Annotated in this window: 21 protein-coding genes; 9 read left to right on the top strand and 12 right to left on the bottom strand. The window is 61.7% G+C overall.

Annotated features, from left to right (window positions below):
* Positions 1–29 precede the first annotated feature (29 nt).
* From DK870_RS11880 to DK870_RS11855, 6 genes are all read left to right on the top strand, one after another.
* Positions 30–548 (top strand): RNA polymerase sigma factor, encoded by a 519-nt coding sequence (locus DK870_RS11880; protein WP_060753345.1) that lies wholly within the window; start codon positions 30–32, stop codon positions 546–548.
* Positions 515–1,507, top strand: coding sequence for a FecR domain-containing protein (locus DK870_RS11875; protein WP_161548702.1), 993 nt, complete (start codon positions 515–517; stop codon positions 1,505–1,507). The genes DK870_RS11880 and DK870_RS11875 overlap by 34 nt, the downstream gene beginning before the upstream one ends.
* A 233-nt stretch (positions 1,508–1,740) precedes the next feature.
* Complete coding sequence (locus DK870_RS11870; RefSeq protein WP_161548701.1) at positions 1,741–4,170, top strand: TonB-dependent siderophore receptor; 2,430 nt, start codon at positions 1,741–1,743, stop codon at positions 4,168–4,170.
* A 62-nt stretch (positions 4,171–4,232) separates the two neighbouring features.
* On the top strand, positions 4,233–5,336 hold the full coding sequence (locus tag DK870_RS11865) for a PepSY domain-containing protein (protein WP_161548700.1): 1,104 nt from the start codon (positions 4,233–4,235) through the stop codon (positions 5,334–5,336).
* A complete protein-coding gene (locus DK870_RS11860) occupies positions 5,333–5,509 on the top strand; it encodes a hypothetical protein (protein WP_090368369.1) in 177 nt (58 codons plus the stop codon). Before DK870_RS11865 ends, DK870_RS11860 begins: the two co-directional genes overlap by 4 nt.
* Before the next feature lie 36 nt (positions 5,510–5,545).
* Entirely contained in the window at positions 5,546–6,178 is a 633-nt protein-coding gene (locus DK870_RS11855) for a glutathione S-transferase family protein (RefSeq protein WP_161548699.1), read from the top strand.
* A gap of 206 nt (positions 6,179–6,384) precedes the next feature.
* On the opposite strand, the gene creD is transcribed toward DK870_RS11855, so the two are convergent.
* The 4 genes from creD to DK870_RS11835 are packed head-to-tail and all read right to left on the bottom strand — an operon-like array spanning position 6,385 to position 10,415.
* On the bottom strand, positions 6,385–7,746 hold the full coding sequence (gene creD / locus DK870_RS11850) for a cell envelope integrity protein CreD (protein ID WP_161548698.1): 1,362 nt from the start codon (positions 7,744–7,746) through the stop codon (positions 6,385–6,387).
* A gap of 52 nt (positions 7,747–7,798) precedes the next feature.
* Positions 7,799–9,238, bottom strand: coding sequence for a two-component system sensor histidine kinase CreC (gene creC / locus DK870_RS11845; RefSeq protein WP_161548697.1), 1,440 nt, complete (start codon positions 9,236–9,238; stop codon positions 7,799–7,801).
* Positions 9,238–9,906 carry a two-component system response regulator CreB gene (creB, locus tag DK870_RS11840; RefSeq protein WP_161548696.1) on the bottom strand — a complete coding sequence of 223 codons (669 nt, stop codon included), beginning with the start codon at positions 9,904–9,906 and terminating at the stop codon, positions 9,238–9,240. The genes creC and creB overlap by 1 nt, the downstream gene beginning before the upstream one ends.
* A gap of 8 nt (positions 9,907–9,914) precedes the next feature.
* The gene (locus DK870_RS11835; protein WP_104994872.1) at positions 9,915–10,415 is read right to left on the bottom strand and encodes an ATP-dependent zinc protease; all 501 of its coding nucleotides are present in this window, start codon (positions 10,413–10,415) and stop codon (positions 9,915–9,917) included.
* Between the two features lie 171 nt (positions 10,416–10,586).
* Between DK870_RS11835 and DK870_RS11830 the strand changes: the two genes are divergently transcribed.
* Positions 10,587–11,480, top strand: coding sequence for an acyltransferase (locus DK870_RS11830; protein WP_161548695.1), 894 nt, complete (start codon positions 10,587–10,589; stop codon positions 11,478–11,480).
* Here the strand turns inward: DK870_RS11830 and DK870_RS11825 are convergent.
* Positions 11,477–11,836 carry a hypothetical protein gene (locus DK870_RS11825; protein ID WP_161548694.1) on the bottom strand — a complete coding sequence of 120 codons (360 nt, stop codon included), beginning with the start codon at positions 11,834–11,836 and terminating at the stop codon, positions 11,477–11,479. The two genes, DK870_RS11830 and DK870_RS11825, sit on opposite strands and share 4 nt — an antisense overlap.
* A gap of 145 nt (positions 11,837–11,981) precedes the next feature.
* Positions 11,982–12,545, bottom strand: a complete 564-nt coding sequence (locus tag DK870_RS11820; RefSeq protein WP_060753356.1) for a DUF2780 domain-containing protein — start codon at positions 12,543–12,545, stop codon at positions 11,982–11,984.
* Between the two features lie 211 nt (positions 12,546–12,756).
* Here DK870_RS11820 and DK870_RS11815 point away from each other — a divergent pair, with 211 nt between their 5' ends.
* Positions 12,757–13,215, top strand: coding sequence for an anti-sigma factor domain-containing protein (locus tag DK870_RS11815; RefSeq protein WP_104994875.1), 459 nt, complete (start codon positions 12,757–12,759; stop codon positions 13,213–13,215).
* 171 nt (positions 13,216–13,386) lie between these two features.
* Entirely contained in the window at positions 13,387–13,737 is a 351-nt protein-coding gene (locus DK870_RS11810) for a hypothetical protein (RefSeq protein ID WP_256679844.1), read from the top strand.
* Between the two features lie 47 nt (positions 13,738–13,784).
* On the opposite strand, the gene fdhA is transcribed toward DK870_RS11810, so the two are convergent.
* The 6 genes from fdhA to DK870_RS11780 form a co-directional block, all read right to left on the bottom strand.
* Entirely contained in the window at positions 13,785–14,984 is a 1,200-nt protein-coding gene (gene fdhA / locus DK870_RS11805) for a formaldehyde dehydrogenase, glutathione-independent (RefSeq protein ID WP_060753358.1), read from the bottom strand.
* A gap of 182 nt (positions 14,985–15,166) precedes the next feature.
* Positions 15,167–16,024, bottom strand: a complete 858-nt coding sequence (gene purU / locus DK870_RS11800) for a formyltetrahydrofolate deformylase (protein WP_005792124.1) — start codon at positions 16,022–16,024, stop codon at positions 15,167–15,169.
* 123 nt (positions 16,025–16,147) lie between these two features.
* Entirely contained in the window at positions 16,148–16,780 is a 633-nt protein-coding gene (locus tag DK870_RS11795) for a sarcosine oxidase subunit gamma (RefSeq protein WP_090368355.1), read from the bottom strand.
* A 131-nt stretch (positions 16,781–16,911) separates the two neighbouring features.
* Positions 16,912–19,929: a sarcosine oxidase subunit alpha gene (locus DK870_RS11790; RefSeq protein ID WP_161548693.1), complete on the bottom strand. Its 3,018-nt coding sequence runs from the start codon at positions 19,927–19,929 to the stop codon at positions 16,912–16,914.
* The gene (locus tag DK870_RS11785) at positions 19,926–20,228 is read right to left on the bottom strand and encodes a sarcosine oxidase subunit delta (RefSeq protein WP_027605979.1); all 303 of its coding nucleotides are present in this window, start codon (positions 20,226–20,228) and stop codon (positions 19,926–19,928) included. Before DK870_RS11785 ends, DK870_RS11790 begins: the two co-directional genes overlap by 4 nt.
* Positions 20,229–20,243: 15 nt before the next feature.
* Positions 20,244–21,494, bottom strand: coding sequence for a sarcosine oxidase subunit beta (locus DK870_RS11780; protein ID WP_010207084.1), 1,251 nt, complete (start codon positions 21,492–21,494; stop codon positions 20,244–20,246).
* Positions 21,495–21,509 lie beyond the last annotated feature (15 nt).

Here is a 21,509-nt window from a genome sequence, read left to right as displayed (position 1 = left end):
TTTAAACCTCTTGTTTATTCGGTGATGCCTTGTCGTCGGTCCCAAACCCACACAGTGAGCTGGTTGGCGCGTTGTATCGCGACCATCGCGGCTGGCTGTTGGCATGGCTGCGCCGCAACGTGGCCTGCCCGAGCCGCGCCGAGGACCTCAGCCAGGACACCTTCATGCGCCTGCTGGGCCGTGACGAGCTGCGCGAACCTCGCGAGCCGCGGGCGTTTCTGGTGGCCATCGCCAAAGGTTTGCTGTTCGACTACTTCCGGCGCGCCGCGTTGGAACAGGCCTACCTCACCGAACTGATGCTGCTTCCGGAAAGCGAACACCCGTCGCCGCAAGCCCAGCAAATGATCCTCGAAGACCTCAAGGCCATCGACCGCCTGCTCGGCAAGCTGTCGAGCAAGGCCCGCGCCGCCTTCCTCTATAACCGCCTCGATGGCCTGGGCCACGCCGAAATCGCCCGGCGCCTCGGTGTGTCGGTGCCCCGTGTGCGCCAATACCTGGCCCAGGGCATTCGCCAATGCTACATCGCCCTGTATGGCGAACCGCTGTGACCGCTTCCAGACCGGTTTCCGCCCGCGTGCTGGATGCGGCGATCGCCTGGCAACTGTCCCTCGACTCCGGCGACGGCAGTGCGGTGGAGCAGGAAGAGTTCGCCAAGTGGCTGGCCAGCGATGAAGAACATGCGCGGGCCTGGCGCCAGTTGGGCATGCTCGACCAGCGTTTCAGCGTGGCGTCTGGCCCGGCACGGGCGGCGCTGTTGCAGTCACGCGAAGGGATTCGCCAGCGCGTGCGCAAGTTGGGCAGTGGCCTCGCCGGCATCGCACTGGTGTGCGGCCTGGCGCTGTTGGCCGGTGAGCGTTACGTGCCCATCCACTATTGGCTGGCCGACCAACGCACCGCCACCGGCGAGCAGCGCACGCTGAAATTGGCCGACGGCACGCTGATCAACCTCAACACCCACAGCGCCATCGACGTGCGTTTCGATGAAAAACGCCGGCTGATCGTGCTGCAGGCAGGTGAGATTCTCATCGAGACCGGGCACAACGATGGCCGCCCGTTCTACGTGAAAACCCGCGACGGCAGCCTGCGCGCACTGGGCACGCGGTTTATCGTCAAGCGCGAAGACGGCGCTACGCGCCTGAGCGTGCTGCAGTCTGCCGTGGCGGCCCAGCCCGAAGCGCTGCACCAGGAACAGATCTTCAAGGAGGGCCAGCAGGTGCTCATGCGCAGTGATGGCCTCGGCCCGCTCCTGGCCGTCGCCCCCGCCACCGACGCCTGGACCCGCGGCATGCTGGTGGTGGACAACGCCCGCCTGGGCGATGTGGTCGAGGAACTGAGCCGTTACCGCACCGGGCACCTGGGTGTGGATAAAGACGTGGCCGACCTGCGCATCACCGGCAGTTTCCCGCTGCACGACACCACCCTGGCGCTCAATGCGCTGTTGCCGACGCTGCCGGTGCAGATCGAGCAGCACACGCCGTGGTGGGTGACGGTGAAAAGCAAGCCGTAGGTTCTGCTGTGGCCGGGCGACTGCTATCGGGAGCAAGCCCCCTCCCACACTGACTGCATTCACACACCTTGATTTGCAAACGCAGCCAGTGTGGGAGGGGGCTTGCTCCCGATAGGGCCCCGAAGAACACCTCGAAAACCTCAGCGCAAAAATATTTTCATCCCGCCCTATCACTTTTCGATTCTCGTCCGGCACCTAGGCAATTGAGAAATATTTCCATTCAGGAGCCACCTATGTCCCGCACGCTAGACACCTTGTTGCGCCCCAGCCTGTTAGCCATCGCCATTGCGCTCAGCGCCCCGCTGGCAAGCACCCCGCTGATCGCTGCCGAGCAAGCGTCCAGCGTTCGCGCCTACAACCTGCCGGCCGCGCCGTTGGCCACGACCCTGAACCAGATCGCCAGCCAGGCGGGGCTGGCATTGACCCTCGATCCGACGCTGGCGTCGGGCAAGACCTCGGCGCCGGTCAAAGGCCAGTTCGATGCCCAAGGCGCGTTGCGGGAAGCGTTACGTGGCACCGGCTTGCAGCTGGAGCAGAGCAGCGCAGGCACCTTTACCCTGGTGGCCATTGCCGAAGGCGTCGTGGCGTTGCCGCAGACCAGCATCATCGCCCAAGGCAACACTGAAAGCGCTTGGGGCCCCGTGAGCGGCTACCTGGCAACACGTACCGCCGCCGGCACCAAGACCGACACCGCACTGGTCGAAGCCCCGCGCTCGATCTCCGTGGCCACCCGCGAGCAGATGCAGGATCGTAACGTCCAGAACCTGGATGACGCCGTCAAGTACATGCCCGGCATCGTGTCCGCCAGCTACGGCAGCGATACCCGTTATGACTGGATGCGTGTACGCGGTTTCGAACCCACCCAATTCCTCGACGGCCTGCCATTGCCGCGTGGCGTCTACGCCAACCCCAAGGCCGAAACCTGGAACCTCGACCGCCTCGCGCTGCTGCGTGGCCCGGCGTCCTCGGTGTATGGCCAGACCCCGCCGGGCGGCCTGCTGGACATGGTCAGCCGTCGCCCGAGTGCGGAGTCGAGCAACGCCATCCAAGTGCAATACGGCAGCGACAACTACCGCCAACTCAACTTCGCCAGCACCGGCAAGCTCGATGATGAGGGCCGGCTCCTCTACGGCCTCAGCGGCGTGGTGCGCGATGCCGGCACCCAGGTCGACCACATCGACAACCAGCGCTACAACATTGCACCGAGCCTGACCTGGAACATCGACACCGACACCAAGCTGACTTTCCTGTCGCAGTTCACCCGCGACGATACCGGCGCCACCAGCCAGTTCCTGCCGATCGTAGGCACCAAGATCAAATCGCCGCTAGGGGACGTGTCACATCACAAGAACCTGGGCGACCCGGACTACGAATTCTACGACCGCACTTATTACGCGCTGGGCTATGCGTTCGAGCATCGTTTCAACGATACCTGGCAGTTCAAACAGAACCTGCGTTACACCAAGTCGGAATTGGCGTTCCAACAGTTGACCGTAGGCGCCTACAGCTACTTCCCGGTTGATGCCGACGGCAATATCGGCCGTACCTCAACCAACGTTGACGAGAACATCGGCCAATTCGCGGTCGACAACAACTTCCAGGCCGACTTCGCCACAGGCGACGTCACCCACACCTTGCTGCTCGGCCTGGACCATCAGCGTACCGATACCTCCTATCTGTCGATTTATGGTTCCGCCGGGACCGTCAACATCTTCAACCCGGTCAATACCCAACCCGTGGTACGCCCGGCGCGCTCCACGGCGTACTACGACTACAACCAGAAAACCGTGCAGACCGGCCTCTACGTGCAAGACCAGATGGCGTTGGACAAATGGCGCCTGACCCTCGGCGGACGTGAAGACTGGGTGCACCAAGGCACCACCTACTTCAACAAGAACGATGCGACCAACACCGACCGCAGCAAGAACTTCAGCGGTAACGCAGCGCTGAGCTATGTGTTCGACTCAGGCTTTGTGCCTTACCTGTCATACGCCGAATCCTTCCAGCCGGCGAGCAACGCCAGCGTCGACCCACTGCAGTCGTACAAACCCACAGAGGGCAAGCAATGGGAGCTGGGGATCAAGTATCAGCCGCCGGGCTCCAACACCTTATTGAGCGCCGCGGTCTACGATCTGACCCAGAAAAACGTGCTGGTCGCCAGCACCGGGGCCGGTGGCCAGTCGGTCACGGACCAGACCGGCGAGGTGAAAGTCAAAGGCCTGGAGCTGGAAGCCGTGTCTGACGTCACTGAAAACCTCAAAGTGATTGCCGCGTACACCCTGGCCAAATCCGAAGTACAGAAGGGCAATTTCAAAGGCAACCGCCTGCAACTGATGCCAAACCAGCAAGCCTCCCTGTGGACCGACTACACCTGGCACACCGGCGTACTCGACGGTTTCGGCATCGGCTTCGGTGCCCGCTATACCGGCAACACCTACGGCGACCAGGCCAACACCTGGCTGGGCAAGGCCAACGCCTACACCGTGTTCGACGGCGCCGTGCATTATGACCTGGGCCGCCTGGACAACAGCCTCAAAGGCGCATCGCTGAAGTTGAACGCCACCAACCTGTTCAACAAGGACTACATCTCCACCTGTGACGCTTCCTACTGCTACTTCGGCGACCAACGCAGCGTCGTCGCCAGTGCCACCTACCAGTGGTGATCGGCTGAGTTAACCACCAGGCCGTCCTTCGGGGCGGCTTTGGCGTGTCTGAAGGCTAGAACATGAAAAGCACAACCATCCGCCGCTGGTCCTTCATCCACACCTGGACCAGCCTGATCTGCACGGTATTCCTGCTGATGCTCGCCCTCACCGGCCTGCCGCTGGTGTTTCACCATGAGATCGATCATCTGCTGGGCAACGAGCCGCAGTTGGCGCAAATGCCTGCCGACACGCCGCAGCTCAACCTGGAGCAACTGGTCAGCGCAGCGCAAGCCCATCGCCCCGGCGACGCCATGCAATACCTGGCCTGGGACGAAGACGACAAAAATGGCGTGATTGCGATCATGGCCGCCACGGCCGGCACCGAGCCCAATGCGTCCCACACCTTCATGCTCGACGCCCGCACCGGCGCAGCCGTGGAAACCCCGGCGGCCAATGGGGGGTTCACCCTGTTCCTGCTGCGCCTGCACGTAGACATGTTCGCCGGCCTGCCAGGCAAGCTGCTGTTGGCGTTCATGGGCGTGCTGTTTGTGTTGGCGATTATCTCGGGCACGGTGTTGTACCTGCCGTTCATGCGCCGCTTGAAATTCGCCACCGTGCGCAACGACAAATCCACACGCCTGCGCTGGCTGGACCTGCACAACCTGATCGGCGTGGTCACCCTGACCTGGGCGCTGGTGGTGGGCGTGACCGGGGTGATCAGCGCCTGCGCCGACCTGATCATCGCCGCCTGGCGCCAGGACAGCCTCAGCGCCATGATCGAGCCCTACCAAAACGCGCCGCCGCTGAGCCAACGAGCACCCGCCAGCGACCTGCTGAGCATTGCCGCCAAGGCCGCGCCCGGCATGACGCCGGACTTCATTGCCTTCCCCGGCACGCGTTTTTCCAGCGAGCACCATTACGCGGTGTTCATGAAAGGCAGCACCCATCTGACCTCGCACCTGCTCACGCCGGTACTGATCGATGCCAGCACCCTGGCCGTCACCGCCATCGCCGAACGGCCGTGGTACATGGACGCCATGGGCATGTCCCAACCGTTGCACTTCGGCGACTACGGCGGTATGCCGATGAAAGTCCTCTGGGCCGTGTTGGATGTGCTGACCATCATCGTGCTGGGCAGTGGGGTTTACCTGTGGATCGTGCGGCGCAAGGCGGCTCGGCCATGAAGCCGCGTCAATCGAATTTCTGGAAGGTATTTGCCATGCCGCTGGGGATTGGCCTGCTCAGTGCCGCCGGGTTGTTTGCCGCATTGCTGGGGGACGGATGGTGGGATTCGTTGAGCTGGGCAGGGCTGGGGGTTCCTGCTGCAATCGGTGCTTGGGCTTTGATCAAACGCTGAGCTAGATTAGCGCTGCCCTTTTTCGAGGAATGCCGAATGTCCGCGCCCAGCCTGACCTTGTTCCACAACCCTGCCTCACCGTTTGTTCGCAAAGTCCGCGTGTTACTGAGCGAGACCGGTCAACAAGACCGCGTCACCCTGCAAGGCTGCCTGCCGACACCGGTCAACCCCGATGCGCAACTGGTGCAAGACAACCCCGTGGGCAAGATCCCGGCCCTGCGCCTGGCCGACGGCTCGGTGCTGCACGACAGCCGAGTGATCCTCGATTATTTCGACCACCAGCACAGTGGCACCCCGCTGATCCCCCGCGAGGGCGCCGCTCGCTGGCGTCGCCTGACCCTGGCCTCGATGGCCGACGCAGTCATGGACGCCGCCGTGCTGGTGCGCTACGAAACCGCCATGCGGCCGGTCGAGAAGCATTGGGATCAATGGCTCGATGAGCAACGCAACAAAATCCGCCGCACCCTCGCCGAATGGGAGGCGAATGCGCTTGGCGAACTCGCCGCCGACTTCGACATCGCCGCCATCAGCGTGGCCTGCGCCTTGGGTTATCTGGACTTCCGCCACCCAGACCTGCAATGGCGCCTGGACAACCCGAAACTTGCCCAATGGTACGCCGAGGTCAGCCAGCGCCCTTCGATGCAGCAAACCCAGCCCCCCGCCGGCTGACCTTGTAGTGAGCGGGCTTGCCCCGCGCTGGGGGGCGCAGCCGCCCCAATCCGGCCAACGCGTTCTTCCAGATAGATCTCAGGCGCCTGGTTTTGGGGCGGCTGCGCCACCCAGCGCGGGGCAAGCCCGCTCACTACAAACCGAGAACAACAGGTTGATCCTGGCAACCAATTTGGCCCTGATTTGCTGATCCTCGCGCAGGCCCATCATTGCAGCGCCTCCAAAGGCTCCACCGCCTTGCGCTTGCCCACGCCATACCAATCCAGTTTGCGTGTCAGCACCATCACCGTCCCCAACAACCCGAACAGCAGCAGCGAGCCCATCAGCAACGCGTAATCCTCGGCGCTCAACAGCCCGTACAACAAGCCGTACAAGGCTGCGAGCCCCGCCGAAAAACCCAGGCCGTGACTGACGCTGCGCAGCACATGACACACGTAGAAGCCGATCAGCAACACGCAGGCGCCAGCAGAGCACAGATAGGCCATGGCGAAGCCTATGTGCTCGGACAATGACAACAGCAGCAGGTAAAAGAACGCCAGCGCAAAGCCCACCAAGGCGTATTGAACCGGGTGCACCGCCAGGCTCTTGAGCACTTCGAACAGGAAGAACCCGGCAAACGTCAGCGCAATAAACAGCAGCGCGTATTTGATCGCACGATCGCTCTTGAGGTACTGGTCCACCGGGTCGATGAAGTTGACGCCAAAGCTGCGATTGTTGAAGTCGTTACAACCCCGCTCGTCCAGGCAGGTTTGCAGGGCTTGTTCCAGGTTGGTGGAGAAAAACGAGGTCTGCCAGTTGGCGGTGAACCCCGTGTCGGTGACCTCGCGCTGGGCCGGCAGGAAATTGCCGATAAAGCTCGGATGCGGCCAGTTGGAAGCCAGGGATACTTGGCTGGTCTTGCCCACCGGAACCACTTGCAGTCGCTCAGTGCCTTGCAGGCGCAGGTCAAAAGCGAAATCCACCACGCTGGTTTTTTTGCTGTCCAGCTCAGGCAGTGTCACGTGCACGCCCTCCCCCAGCCAGTCCACTTGGGAGCCAGGCTCGAAGTCCAGGCGCTGGCCACCCAGCTCAAGCTTCAGCGCGTTTTCGATGCCGCGAATATCGCTGATACCGACCGCCAGAAACGCCGCTTCAAAGCGGTAATCGGCAAAATCCTCGGTGATGCCCAGTTGTGCAGGCAGCTCGAAACGCCCATTGATACGACTGTCGGCATGGAACAGCCGCGCCTGATAGATGCCCCGTGCGCGCAGTTCGGTCTGTACCTTGCCGTCGAGTTCAAAACGGTCCGGCAGGAAATACAGACGACCGCGCTCTTCACGGACTTCCTCGTAGCGCTTGTTGAGCTTTTCATTGAGCTTCCACTCGCGCACGGTCTTGCGATAGGGCACCACCATCACCGGGCCCGTGAGGCGCTGGCTGTAGCTGGAGCTACGGGCAATGTCCATCAAGACGCCGTCGCGCAGCTGCTGGCGGTCGCTGATGATGCCGTTGATCATCAGCAACGGAATCAGCAACAACACGATCAGCAGCGCAATCGCGCCCAGTTTGAAAAGCAGACTGCGGTTCATGGGTCTCTCCCTGTTTTTGATAGGCAGAGACTGCTCGGCGCGTGTGGGAGATTTATGTGGGCAGTGTGGAGACTGTGTGGAGATGCAGCACCACTTGCACCCCGCCCGGCACATTGCCGATCTGCAACGCACCGCCATGCAGCTTCATCACTTCTTCAACAAAGTTCAGACCCAGGCCGGTGCTTTTGCGCCCGCTGCCCGGGCGTGGCAGCGAGTAGAAGCGCTCACTCAAACGTGGCAGCGCATAGTCGGGAATCGGCGCCGCCTGGTTGAACAGGCTCACCTGCACGTCGTTGTGTCGCGTTTGAGCGCTGAACCGTAGAGCGCCGCCGGGTGGCGTGAAGTCCAAGGCGTTATCCAGCAGATTGCCCAGGGCCTGGCGCAACAGGAAGGGCTCACCGAACACCTTCACATCCGTGGCAATCCCTTGTTCGACATGCAAGCCCGCACCTTCGATGCGCGCGCATTGTGCCTTGAGCACTTCGTCGACCATCGCCGCCAGCGCGATGCTTGCCTGCTCTTCCAGGCCCTGGCGTTGCTCGACTTGCGCCAGGTTCAGCAGGCGTTCGATCAGTTGCTGCAGGCGCGCACTTTCACTGTCGATATTGCCAACGAAGCGCTGCTGCTGCTCGCGGGTCATATCGCCCTGCAGCAACTCCGCCGCACCACGAATCGCCGCCAAGGGGCTTTTCAATTCATGGGTCAGGGTGTGTACGTAATGTTCGACATAGGCCTTGCCTTCCAACTGCGTGCGCATGTGTTCCACCGCCGTGGACAACTGCTTGAGCTCGCCACCGCGGTAATGCGGCAGTTCGGCACGCCGCCCTTCGCTGACCGCCTCGGCGTAAGCGGTCAGTCGTCTTAACGCCGCGCTCACCCACCACGACAGCAATGCGCCCAGTAGTAGGCCGAGGATCACCAACCCGGCGCCGTACCACAGCAGGCGGCGTTCGGTGCGGTCGACATAGGGCTGCAACGAGCTGTTGGGCTTGGCCACCGTGACCACGCCGATGATCTGGCCGTTGTCGCGGATCGGCGCGCCGACGTGCATCACCGAAGAGGTCGGATCGCCCGCATCGCTGCGGGTGGAACGGGCGCCATACTCACCACGCAGGGTCAGGTACACGTCGTTCCATTGCGAATAATCCTGGCCCACCGCTTCGCCGCTGGAGTCGAGCAGCACGACGCCCTTGGCATCGGTCACGTAGATACGGTGGTTGACCTGATTCTTCGGCAGCCCCCAGATGGTCGCGCCCGGCTGGCGATTGCCGTAAGCCTTGAGCAGTTGCGGCCAATGGCTGTCGCCGAGCGTGCCGTTCTTCACGTCATCGCGCAGGATCTCGGCCAGCAGGTTGGCGGTGTCCACCAGGGTTTCTTCGGTGGACTGGCGCACGCCGGGGCGGATTTCCTTCATCACCGTGTTGAGCACGAAGTAGCCGGTCAGGCCGATGAACAACGCGTACACCAGGAAGATCCGCAGCCCCAGACGCATCAGCTATGGCTCGGGCTATAGCTGTAGCCCAGGCCGCGATGGGTCTGGATCGGTTCGGCATCCGCCGCAATATTACGCAACTTGCTGCGCAGGCTTTTGATATGGCTGTCGATATTGCGCTCGTAGCCGGCATCGGCGGGGACGCCCACCGCATCGAGCAACTGCTCGCGGCTGAAGACGCGTTCGGGTTGCTCCAGCAGGCTTTGCAAGAGGCGAAATTCGTGGCGCGTCAGGCTCAACGGCTGGCCGCGATACTGAATCTGCATACGCCCCAGGTCGATCTGGAATGACGTCGGCGCCACGCTGGGGCCGACCCGTTTGAGAATCGCCTTGACCCGCGCGGCCACCTCCCGAGGGCTGAACGGCTTGACCACATAATCGTCGGCGCCGATCTCCAGCCCCACTACCCGGTCGATTTCAGCATCCCGGGCACTGAGAAACATCACCGGCACTTCCGTGAAGCGGCGCAGTTGCTTGCAGGTTTCAAAGCCGCTGATGTCCGGCAGCCCGATGTCGAGGATGATCAAGTCCGCCGGGGTCTGGCGTTGATGAGCCAACGCCTCCTGGCCGAGGCTCAGCCAGGTAGTGCCGAACCCCTCGCCTTGCAAGGCGAATATCAGCGTATCGGCAATCGCCGCTTCATCTTCGACAATCAGGATGTGGGGCATGGGCTCGATCAGCAGTCGGGTTTGTCGGCAGTGTAACGGCGCGCCGGGTTTACCGCTGCGCCGAATTCACGCAGCGCCTTGGCGCCGATCAACAGCGGGTAGTTGAAGCTGCTGCGGTCGGTCAGGTTGACCTCGACCGTGCGCTTGACGTTGCCCAGGCACATTTCCAGGTCGATAACCGGGCGCTTGGCCACGGTGGCTTCGTCCTTGTCCTCGTCCTCATCGGCGCGGCTCTTGATCTTGCTGATGCGTGACACCTTGTGTTCATAGACCTTGTCGCCCGCATCCTTGCCACCGAGGCGGAAACGCACCCAATCGTCGCCGTCGCGCTGGAAGGTCTCGATGTTGCGCGCCGACAGCGACGCGGTCAGTGCACCGGTGTCCATCTTGGCCTTGAAGGTTTGGCCGATCTCCGGCAACTGGATGTATTCGTAGCGACCGTAGAGGGTCGGTTCGGCGGCCATGACAGGCAAGGCGACCAGGGCAAGCGAGGCAAGGAGCAATTTCACGGAGTGATTTCCTCGAAAGAAGTAGGCGGATTCTAGACCGCAAAAGCGCTGCTTAGTTAGCTCGCTCAACCATACCCGGCACATTGTGAAACATTCGTCCGGCAATTTGCGATTTGGCCTCTAGACTCAGCTTGCTTATCATGGCCCGCCAAACCCTCCCAAGAGTTGCTTATGCGCCGCCTGCTCACCGGCTGTTTTGTCACATTGCTGCTACTGCTCAACACCCTGGTGCTGTTCGGGCCATTGATGGTGTTTGCCCTGCTCAAACTGGTGGCCCCCGGTCGCTTTCGCGACTACGCCTCATGGGCGGTGATGTGGATTGCCGAAACCTGGGCCGAGATCGACAAACTGATCTTTTCGCTGTGCATCCCGACCCAATGGGATATTCGCGGCGGCGCCGACCTGCGCGGTGACACTTCCTACCTGGTCATCAGCAATCACCAATCCTGGGTCGATATTCCGGCGTTGATCCAGACGTTGAACCGGCGCACGCCGTTCTTCAAATTCTTCCTTAAAAAAGAACTGATCTGGGTGCCCTTCCTGGGCCTGGCGTGGTGGGCGCTGGACTACCCGTTCATGAAACGCTACACCAAGGCGTTCCTGGCCAAGCATCCGGAACTGGCGGGGCAGGACTTGAAGATTACCCGGCAGGCTTGCGAACTGTTCAAGCGCCAACCGGTGACGGTGGTCAACTATCTGGAAGGTACGCGCTTCAGCGAGGCCAAACGCAAGCAGCAGGACTCACCCTTCACCCGGTTGCTCAAGCCCAAGGCGGGCGGCGTGGCGTTTGTCTTGGCCGCCATGGGCGAACAGCTGGACGCGATCCTCGACGTGACAGTGGTTTATCCGCAGCAGAAGATTCCGGGCTTCTGGGACTTGATCAGCGGCTCGGTACCAAAGGTGATCATCGATATCCGCACGCGCGAACTGGACCCGGTGTTATGGCAGGGCGATTACGAGAACGATCCGGCTTTTCGCCAGACCGTCCAGAACTGGGTGAACCAGCTCTGGAGGGAGAAGGACCAGCGCATACAGCAACTGTTGTCAGATCAGGCAGCGCCTTAGCGCAGAAGCGACCTGATCTCCAGCATCGTCTGGCCAAGGGATGCAGGCTTTTCAGTCAGCTTGCTGGGATGAATAAACTCCGGGTTCAACGAAGCAATCACCTCTTCGTCCGACATAGGCTTGTAAATATCCACCTGTAACCCGCCGCCCCGCACGGCCTGTGCCAGCTCATCCGCTGAAGGAGTATCGCTCAAGCGCTGCCCCAGGGGCTGATGGTGCTTGCGAACCATGGTGTCTTGCTTGGCGACAGCATCCGCCTGAGCCTGTGTTCCCTGATAAGGCACGGATGCAAGTGCGGTGTCCCTGGCGATCAGTTGCAAGGCGTTATTGAGGCTCGATGCATGGGCAATGTTCATATGAGATGTTCTACCTGAATGAATTGAAGAATCCGCTCCGGGCCTTGCGGCGCCGCGGAACGGTCTCCCTGGGTGGTAAAACATCCCATACGGTTCAAAGAAAAATGTTGCACCACATTCTCAAAACACCTCGGATCTGATCGCGTCAGCCGCCCCAGACACTGCCCAGGCTTTGCAGCAAGGAACCGCCCACGCCTTGGTCGCCCAGGTATTTGAGGATCACCGGTGCAAACTGGCCGACCATCCCACTGTCCATGCCCAAGGCGCTGAACGCGGTGTTCAGGTCGTTGGTGTCTTTTACGTTACCCAGCAGGCCGTCCAGGCCGCTGGTCTTGCTGCCGCCGCTCTGGCCGAGCATGCCGCTCAACGCGCCCAGGCTACCCAGGGAGTTGGTGCCGGCCAGCTTATCCAGGCCGGGAACGCTCTTTCCCAGTTGCGAATAGTCAGTGCCGCTCAATTGGTTCTTGGCCAGGCCCAGCATGGCGCCGGTGCCACCAATCGCTTGTTCCGGGGTGACATTCAGTTGCGAGGTCAGCGCCTGCAGCAGGCCGGCGGTCTGGGAACTTGGCGCTGCGGCAGCCGCCTTGTTGTTGCCCTGGGCTCCGGAAACGGCATTGGCCACATCACCCAGGCTGAAGCCTGCGGCAAACACCGGGCTGGCGGCCACGGTCAACAGGCAGGACAGGGCAAAACCGCGTGAAATCTTCATCAAGACAACCTCAGAATGTAAGAGCTAAAAAGCAGGCGTTTGACTGACACTCCTGAAGGAATGTTCCCACCCTCAGATTAGTTCAGAAAATATTGCATCCGCAGTTGTGGAAAATTCCGACGAGGTGCGCCGCCCATATTGCTGGGTTCAGGAACCCATCGCCCTTGGCAAGGTCCATGAACTGACTACAAATTTTGTCAGGAACAGACTTATGACTGCGAACCAACCCCAAGTCATTGAGCACAAACCCTCATTCTGGAGCGGCCCTCGCCTGTTCATCGGCGCCTGCGCAGTGGTGGTTGCCGGTATCGGCGGCGCCCTTTATACCCAGGACAGCGTCAAATCCGCTGCCACCCTGGTCACCACCGAACAACAACCGGCCGCGCAGATCATGGCGCACAAGGATTACCTGGAAGTGCAGCCGATCGCTGCGACTGCCCCTGCGCCGGACCACAGCCTGGAGCTGTGGGCGATCCCAGAGGGCGGCACACCGGTATCACTGGGCCTGTTGCCGGAAGACGGCAAAGGCATTATCGGACTCAACCCTCGCCAACAGGAATCCATCCGCAAGCCGGTGGAATTGATGGTGAGCGCAGAAACCAAAGGTGGTTCGCTCAGCAAGCAGCCGACGGGGCCAACGGTGTATCAGGGGGCGCTGGCAGCTCGATAACGCCATACTTCAAGCAAACGCATAAGGGCGGTCTTCGGACCGCCCTTATGCGTTTCAGGTAACCTCCAGTAGCAGCTTGCGAAGGAACGAAAGCCCAGAGACTCCCACTCAGGTTGGCCTCCCGCGTACCGACAACCCGCGAGGTTTACCCGTTAACAAGGAGTTAGAACTATGGTAATCGGCCTACTGCTTTATGCTGCGCGCACCCATCTGCTACCGCCCCCGCCTCCCGGCATCGACCAATGCCCTGCCACAAAAACTATCCACTCAACGGCCTACACAGATCCTGGCCTGCCACCGCCTTACGGCGAGGGTTATCAATACAAGGCCACTGCCAACGGCAGGACATGGACAGGGCAAACGGCGGGAACCGACGATGATTACCTGGCCGCTGAATACGCGCTGCGGCCCGAAGCCATCCATCAACGCAACGGCACGCTGCTGTGTGATTACGGTGGCAATCGCGTGGTCAAAAACGGGGAAGTGGCCGACCCCTACCTGAGGCTGTCGACACTTAAATGATCAAAAAAAATGGCGACCTGTGAGGGTCGCCATTTTTTCACTGCGCTTTATGCCGCACTGAACAGTTTGTGCGGGTCAATCACAAATTTCTTCGGCACGCCCGCATCGAACTCGCCATACCCACGCGGCGCGTCATCCAGGCTGATCACCTGCACGCCGACGATTTCGGCAATGTTGATACGGTCCCACATGATCGCCTGCATCAGTTGGCGGTTGTACTTCATCACGGGCGTTTGCCCAGTGTGGAAGCTGTGGGATTTGGCCCAGCCCAGGCCAAAGCGAATGCTCAGGCTGCCCATTTTCGCAGCGGCATCCACCGCACCTGGGTCTTCGGTGACGTACAGCCCCGGAATCCCGATCTTGCCCGCTACCCGCACGACACCCATCAACGAGTTGAGCACGGTGGCCGGGGCTTCGGCTTTCACGCCTTCATGGCCGTGGCCACGGGCTTCGAAACCTACGGCATCGACGGCGCAGTCCACTTCAGGCTCGCCCAACAGTGCGGCGATTTGCTCGTGCAGTGGCGTGTCTTTGGACAGGTCGGCAATTTCGAACCCCTGGGCCTTGGCGTGAGCCAGGCGGATCGGGTTGACGTCGCCGATGATCACCACCGCCGCGCCCAGCAGGCGGGCGGAAGCGGCAGCGGCCAGACCGACTGGGCCGGCACCCGCGATGTATACGGTGCTGCCCGGTCCAACGCCCGCCGTGACGGCACCGTGGTAGCCGGTCGGCAGAATGTCGGAGAGGCAAGTCAGGTCGCGGATTTTCTCCATGGCCTTGTCACGGTCCGGCAGTTTCAGCAGGTTGAAATCGGCATACGGCACCAGCACGTATTCGGCCTGGCCGCCGGTCCAGTCGCCCATGTCGACATAACCGTAGGCGCCGCCGGCACGCGCCGGGTTGACGGTCAGGCACACGCCGGTGTGCTGCTCTTTGCAGGAACGGCAACGGCCGCAGGCAACGTTGAAGGGGACGGAAACCAGGTCGCCGATTTTCAGGTTTTCGACGTCGTTGCCCTTCTCGATCACTTCGCCGGTGATCTCGTGACCGAGCACCAGGCCGGTCTGGGCAGTGGTACGGCCACGCACCATGTGTTGGTCGGAGCCGCAGATATTGGTGGAAACCACGCGCAGGATGACGCCGTGCTCAATCTTCCTGCCACGGGGGTCCTGCATTTTGGGATAGTCGATTTTCTGTACTTCGACCTTGCCGTTGCCGAGATACACGACACCACGATTACCAGACATGCTTTCACCTCGCTGTTGTTTTTATGGAACCACGTTGCCCAGGCAGGCAGCGCGTTAAGTGCTCGGGTACAGATGCTGTTTTTGCGTTGTTAGTGAGGGCCTCATCGGGGGCAAGCCCCCTCCCACATTTGAAGGTATTCACAATTCCAGGGTGGGAGGGGGCTTGCTCCCGATAGCCTCAGTCAGAGCACCACCGTTCTATTGGCGTTCAAAAACACCCGCCGCTCAATGTGATACCCCACCGCACGAGCCAGGGTCAGCCCTTCGATATCCCGCCCTTTGGCAATCAAGTCCTCGGGATAATGGCTGTGATCCACCACCTCCACGCCCTGGGCGATGATCGGCCCTTCATCCAGATCGTTGTTGATGTAATGCGCCGTAGCCCCCACCAACTTCACCCCCTTGTTGTACGCCTGGTGATACGGCTTGGCGCCCTTGAACCCGGGTAGCAGCGAGTGGTGGATGTTGATGGCCTTGCCGTCCAGCTTGCGGCACAACTCCGGCGACAGTACTTGCATGTAGCGCGCAAGGATCACCAGTTCAGCACCGGTGTCTTCCACCACTTGCCACACCTGACGTTCCTGGGACGGCTTGTCGTTAGGGTCGAGCGGGAAATGGTAGTAGGGAATCTGGTGCCAGTCGGCCAGGGGTTTCAAATCGGGATGGTTGGACACCACCGCCACCACGTCCATCGACAACTGGCCGATACGCTGGCGATACAACAGGTCGTTGAGGCAGTGATCGGCCTTGGACACCATGATCACCACTTTGGGCCGATAGTTCGGCGCCGTCAGTTCGAAGATCATGCCGAAAGCTTCACCGCGTGTGGCCAGGCCATCGCGGAAAGCCTGTTCGTCAAAACCGTCGGGCTGGCGGAATTCCACGCGTATGAAGAACCGGCCCGAAAGCCGGTCATCGAACGAGTGGTGCTCGGTAACATAGCAGCCCTGTTCGAACAGGTAGCGGGTGACCGCGTCCACCGTGCCGAGCACGCTGGGGCAGTCGGCGGTCAAAATCCATGTATCGGGTGCGCGGCTCATAACAGGTAACTCCTTGATCGTTCCCAGGCTCTGCGTGGGAATGCCGTCATGGACGCTCGGCGTCCGCTGTTGGGACGCGGAGCGTCCCGGGGTGCATTCCCACGCGGAGCGTGGGAACGATCATCATGCAACCACGCTGAGGCCGAATTCGGCCGAGGCATCCTGCAACCACAACCACCAGTAATCCGAGAAGCTGCGACGAATCACCAGTTCCCAGGTGTCTTCAGCGGTGTGGCGGATCACCAATTGCGACTTGGCGAACACCGTGCCCACGGCCTTGCCCACCGGGAAGTTGTTGGGGTGCACGTCATAGCTGGTGGACTTCATCAACACATCACGCACATTCGGGCCGCTGAGCTCGAGGATCTGCTGGCCGCCACTGACGTTGACGACCTGGATATGCAGGTCACCCAGGGCGGCGCGCAGGTTCTGCTCGGCGGCGAACTCTTCACCGCTGGGCACCACCAGCAACCACTCATCCGGGCCGAGCCATTGCAGGCTGGTTTCGCCCTTGACGATGACTTGCAGGGCACCGGGCAACTCGATGCCAAGCGCCTTGTGCACGCCGGCGGCGAAGGCGGCGTCATGCCCATCGCCACGAAGGGTCAGGTGGCCCAGGAGTTTTTTCTCGCGGACGGTAACGCCTGCGTTTTTACGGCCCTTGCCGACCAGGCTGGCGAGGTCGGCATGGTGCAGCGACGACTCGGCCTTGGCGCCGTTAGTGGGGCGTTGTTGGTAAACATTGGCTGCTGTCATATAGCACCTGTTCTGAATTGATCGTTCCCACGCTCTGCGTGGGAATGCCGCGATGGACGCTCGGCGTCCGCTCTTGGGACGCCGCGCGTCCCGGGATGCATCCCCACGCAGCGCGTGGGAACGATCAGATGTCAAATGTTCTGGCGATCGCCTTTCGGGTCAAAGAACACCGAAGACACAATCTCCGCTTCGATCACGCTGCCATCGGCCTGCGGTGAGAACACCCGCTCGCCGATACGCTTCAAGCCGCCCTTGACCACCGCCATCGCGAACGAATAACCGAGGGAGTTGTGGGCATAGCTGGAGGTCACGTGACCGACCATCTTCATCGGGATCGACTGTTTCGGATCGAACACCAACTGCGCGCCTTCCGGCAGCCACACTTTTGGATCGACCGGCTTCAAGCCCACCAGTTGCTTGCGTTCTTCACGCACGCAGTCTTCACGGTTCATGCCGCGCCAGCCGATCCACGAGAACGGCTTGGTACGCCCGACACACCAGCCCATGTTCAGGTCGTCAGGGGTCATCGAGCCATCGGTGTCCTGGCCGACGATGATGAAGCCCTTCTCGGCCCGCAGTACGTGCATGGTCTCGGTGCCGTACGGGGTCAGGTTGTACTTCTTGCCGGCCTCGACGATTTTTTCCAGCACGCCCATCGCGTAGTCGGCCTGTACGTTGACTTCGTACGACAGCTCGCCGGTAAACGAGATGCGGAACACCCGCGCCGGCACCCCACCCACCAGACCTTCTTTCCAGGTCATGAACGGGAAGCCGTCCTTGTCCAGGTCGATGTCGGTGACTTCGGCCAGCAGCTTGCGGCTGTTGGGGCCGGACAGGGTCATGGTCGCCCAGTGGTCGGTGACCGAGGTGAAGTACACCTTGAGGTCCGGCCATTCGGTCTGTTGGTAGATTTCCAGCCACTGGAGAACGCGCGCGGCGCCGCCGGTGGTGGTGGTCATCAGGAAGTGGTTGTCGGCCAGACAGGCGGTGACGCCGTCGTCGAAGACCATACCGTCTTCCTTGCACATCAGGCCGTAGCGCGCCTTACCCACGTCGAGCTTGGTCCAGGCGTTGCTGTAGATGCGGTTGAGGAACTCGCGGGCATCCGGGCCTTGAATGTCGATCTTGCCGAGGGTGGAGGCATCCAGCAGGCCGACGCTGTCGCGCACGGCCAGGCATTCGCGTTTCACCGCAGCGTGCAGGTCTTCGCCATTGCGTGGGAAGTACCACGGGCGTTTCCATTGGCCGACGTCTTCAAACTCGGCGCCGTTCTTGACGTGCCAGGCGTGCAGCGCGGTGTAGCGAACCGGTTCGAAGATGTGCCCACAGTGACGGCCCGCCACTGCGCCGAATGTCACCGGCGTGTAGTTGGGACGGAACATGGTGGTGCCCATCTGCGGGATGGTCACGTTCAGGGAGCGCGCCGCAATCGCCAAGCCGTTGACGTTACCCAGCTTGCCCTGGTCGGTGCCGAAGCCCAGCGCGGTGTAGCGTTTGACGTGCTCGACCGACTCGAAACCTTCGCGGGTCGCCAGTTCGATGGCGGCGGCGGTCACGTCGTTCTGCAGGTCGACAAATTGCTTGGGCGCCCGTGCGGTGGCTTTTTCGTGAGGCACCTGGAACAGCGCCAGGGTCGGCTCTTCCAGACGGCTCAAAGCCTTGGGCAGCGTGCCTTCCACGGGTGCAAACCCGGCTTCGCTGGCGGCGCGCACGCCCCCTTCAAAACCATCGGCCAGGGAATCGCCAAGGCCGTAGACGCCGTTGATGCCGCCGACACACACACGTTTCTGCGGGGCTTCGCCCGGTACAAAACCGAGGATGTCTTCACGCCAGGTCGGCTTGCCGCCCAAGTGCGAGGCCAAGTGAACCACTGGGCTGTAGCCACCAGAGCTGGCGACCAGGTCGCAGTCCAGCCACTCGCCGGGGCTGGTGACTTTATGCGCCTTGACGTCGATGGCCGCCACTCGCGCGCCGGTCACATGCTTGCTGCCACGCGCTTCGATCACGGCGCTACCGGTGAGGATGCGGATGCCTTTGGCGCGGGCCTCTTCAACCAGGGCGCCGCGTGGGTTGTGGCGTGCATCGGCCACGGCCACCACTTGCAGGCCTGCGTCGAACCAGTCCAGCGCCACGCGGTAGGCGTGGTCGTTGTTGGTCGACAGCACCAGTTTTTTGCCCGGTGCCACGCCGTAGCGGCGCACATAGGTGGAGACCGCACCGGCGAGCATGTTGCCCGGCACGTCGTTGTTGCCGTACACCAGCGGGCGCTCGCAGGCACCGGTCGCGAGGACGACACGCTTGGCCCGTACGCGATGGATACGCTGACGCACTACACCCACCGGCGCACGGTCACCGAGGTGGTCGGTGAGGCGTTCGTGAATGGTCAGGAAGTTATGGTCGTGGTAGCCGTTGACGGTAGCGCGAGGCAGCAGCACCACGTCCGGCAAGGCTTTCAATTCGGCGATCACGCTGGCGACCCATTCCATGGCCGGCTTGCCGTCGAGGCTTTCACGGGAGTCGAGCAGCGAACCGCCGAACTCTTCCTGCTCATCGGCAATGATCACCCGCGCCCCGCTGCGTGCGGCAGCCAGTGCAGCGGCCAGGCCGGCAGGGCCTGCGCCCACTACCAGCACGTCGCAGTGACGGTTCATGTTGTCGTAGGTGTCCGGGTCGTTCTCGGTCGGCGAGCGACCCAGGCCGGCAGCCTTGCGGATGTACTTCTCGTAAGTCATCCAGAACGATTGCGGGTACATGAAGGTTTTGTAGTAGAAACCCGGCGGCATCAGCTTGCCGCCGACCTTGCCGAGGATGCCCATCATGTCGTTGTTCACGCTCGGCCAACCGTTGGTGCTGGTGGCGACGAGGCCCTGGTACAGCGCCTGTTGCGTGGCGCGCACGTTGGGAATCTGGGTGGCTTCGGTGGCACCGATCTGCAGCACCGCGTTCGGCTCTTCGGCGCCGGCGGCGAAGATGCCGCGTGGACGCGAATATTTGAAACTGCGGCCGATGATGTCGACGCCATTGGCCAGCAGTGCAGCGGCCAGAGTGTCACCTTCGAAGCCCTTGTAGCTCTGGCCATTGAAGGTAAACGTCAGGACTTTATTACGGTCGATGCGGCCACCGTTGGACAGGCGATTGGTCTGGCTCATACCTTCTCTCCAGAGGCCTTGGCGGTGAATTGTGGCTTCTCACCGATCTTGTAGGTTTCAAGAATTTCGTAAGTCACGGTATCGCGGGTGGCGTTGAAATACTGGCGGCAACCGGCGGCGTGAATCCACAGCTCATGGTGCAGGCCGCGCGGGTTGTCGCGGAAGAACATGTAGTCGCCCCACTCTTCATCGGTGCAGGCATTCGGGTCCAGCGGGCGCGGGATGTGCGCTTGGCCGGAGGCATGGAATTCCTCTTCGGAGCGCAGTTCGCCACAGTGAGGACAGAAGATATGCAACATAGGATTTTTCTCCTGTTAGTGGGCGACGGCCGCAGCGCCGTGTTCGTCGATCAACGCACCGTTGTGGAAACGGTCGATGGAGAATGGCGCGGCCAGCGGGTGCATTTCACCCTTGGCCAGGCTTGCGGCGAAGACGTTGCCTGAGCCTGGGGTGGCCTTGAAGCCGCCGGTGCCCCAGCCGCAGTTGAAGAACATGTTCGGTACCGGGGTTTTCGAAATGATCGGGCACGCGTCCGGCGTGGTGTCGACGATGCCGCCCCACTGACGGTTCATGCGCACGCGCGACAGCACCGGGAACATCTCGACGATGGCCTGGATGGTGTGTTCGATCACCGGGTACGAACCGCGCTGGCCGTAGCCGTTGTAGCCGTCGATGCCGGCGCCGATCACCAGGTCGCCCTTGTCGGACTGGCTGATGTAACCGTGTACGGCGTTGGACATGATCACGCTGTCGATAATCGGCTTGATCGGCTCCGACACCAGTGCCTGCAGCGGGTGGGATTCGATCGGCAGGCGGAAACCGGCGAGCGACGCCATGTGCCCGGAGTTACCGGCGGTGACCACACCGACGCGCTTGGCGCCGATGAAGCCCTTGTTGGTTTCCACGCCGATGCACACACCGTTTTCCTTGCGGAAACCGATGACTTCGGTCTGCTGGATCAAGTCCACGCCGAGTGCGTCAGCCGCACGGGCAAAGCCCCAGGCCACGGCATCGTGACGGGCCACGCCGCCACGCCGTTGCACGGTGGCGCCAAGTACCGGGTAACGGGTGTTTTTCGAGCAGTCGAGGTACGGGATCTCGTCGGCCACTTGCTTGGCGTTGAGCAGTTCGCCGTCCACGCCGTTAAGGCGGTTGGCGCTCACACGACGTTCGGAATCACGGATGTCCTGCAGGGTATGGCACAGGTTGTACACGCCGCGCTGGGAGAACATCACGTTGTAGTTCAGGTCCTGGGACAAACCTTCCCACAGTTTCATCGCGTGTTCGTAGAGGTGCGCCGACTCGTCCCACAGGTAGTTGGAACGCACGATGGTGGTATTGCGCGCGGTGTTGCCGCCGCCCAACCAACCTTTCTCGACCACCGCCACATTGGTGATGCCGTGTTCCTTGGCCAGGTAGTAGGCGGTCGCCAGACCATGCCCGCCACCGCCGACGATGACCACGTCGTAGACCTTTTTCGGGGTCGGCGTGCGCCACATCTTCTGCCAGTTTTCGTGGTGGCTGAGGGAGTGCTTGAAGAGGCCGAAGCCCGAGTAGCGTTGCATAGTCATTACTCCAAA

The sequence above is a fragment of the Pseudomonas sp. Q1 genome (genome assembly GCF_009935975.1).
GTDB lineage: Bacteria > Pseudomonadota > Gammaproteobacteria > Pseudomonadales > Pseudomonadaceae > Aquipseudomonas > Aquipseudomonas palleroniana.
The sequence above is the reverse complement of the archived record's forward strand: the minus strand, read 5'-3'. Positions and strand labels throughout refer to the sequence as shown.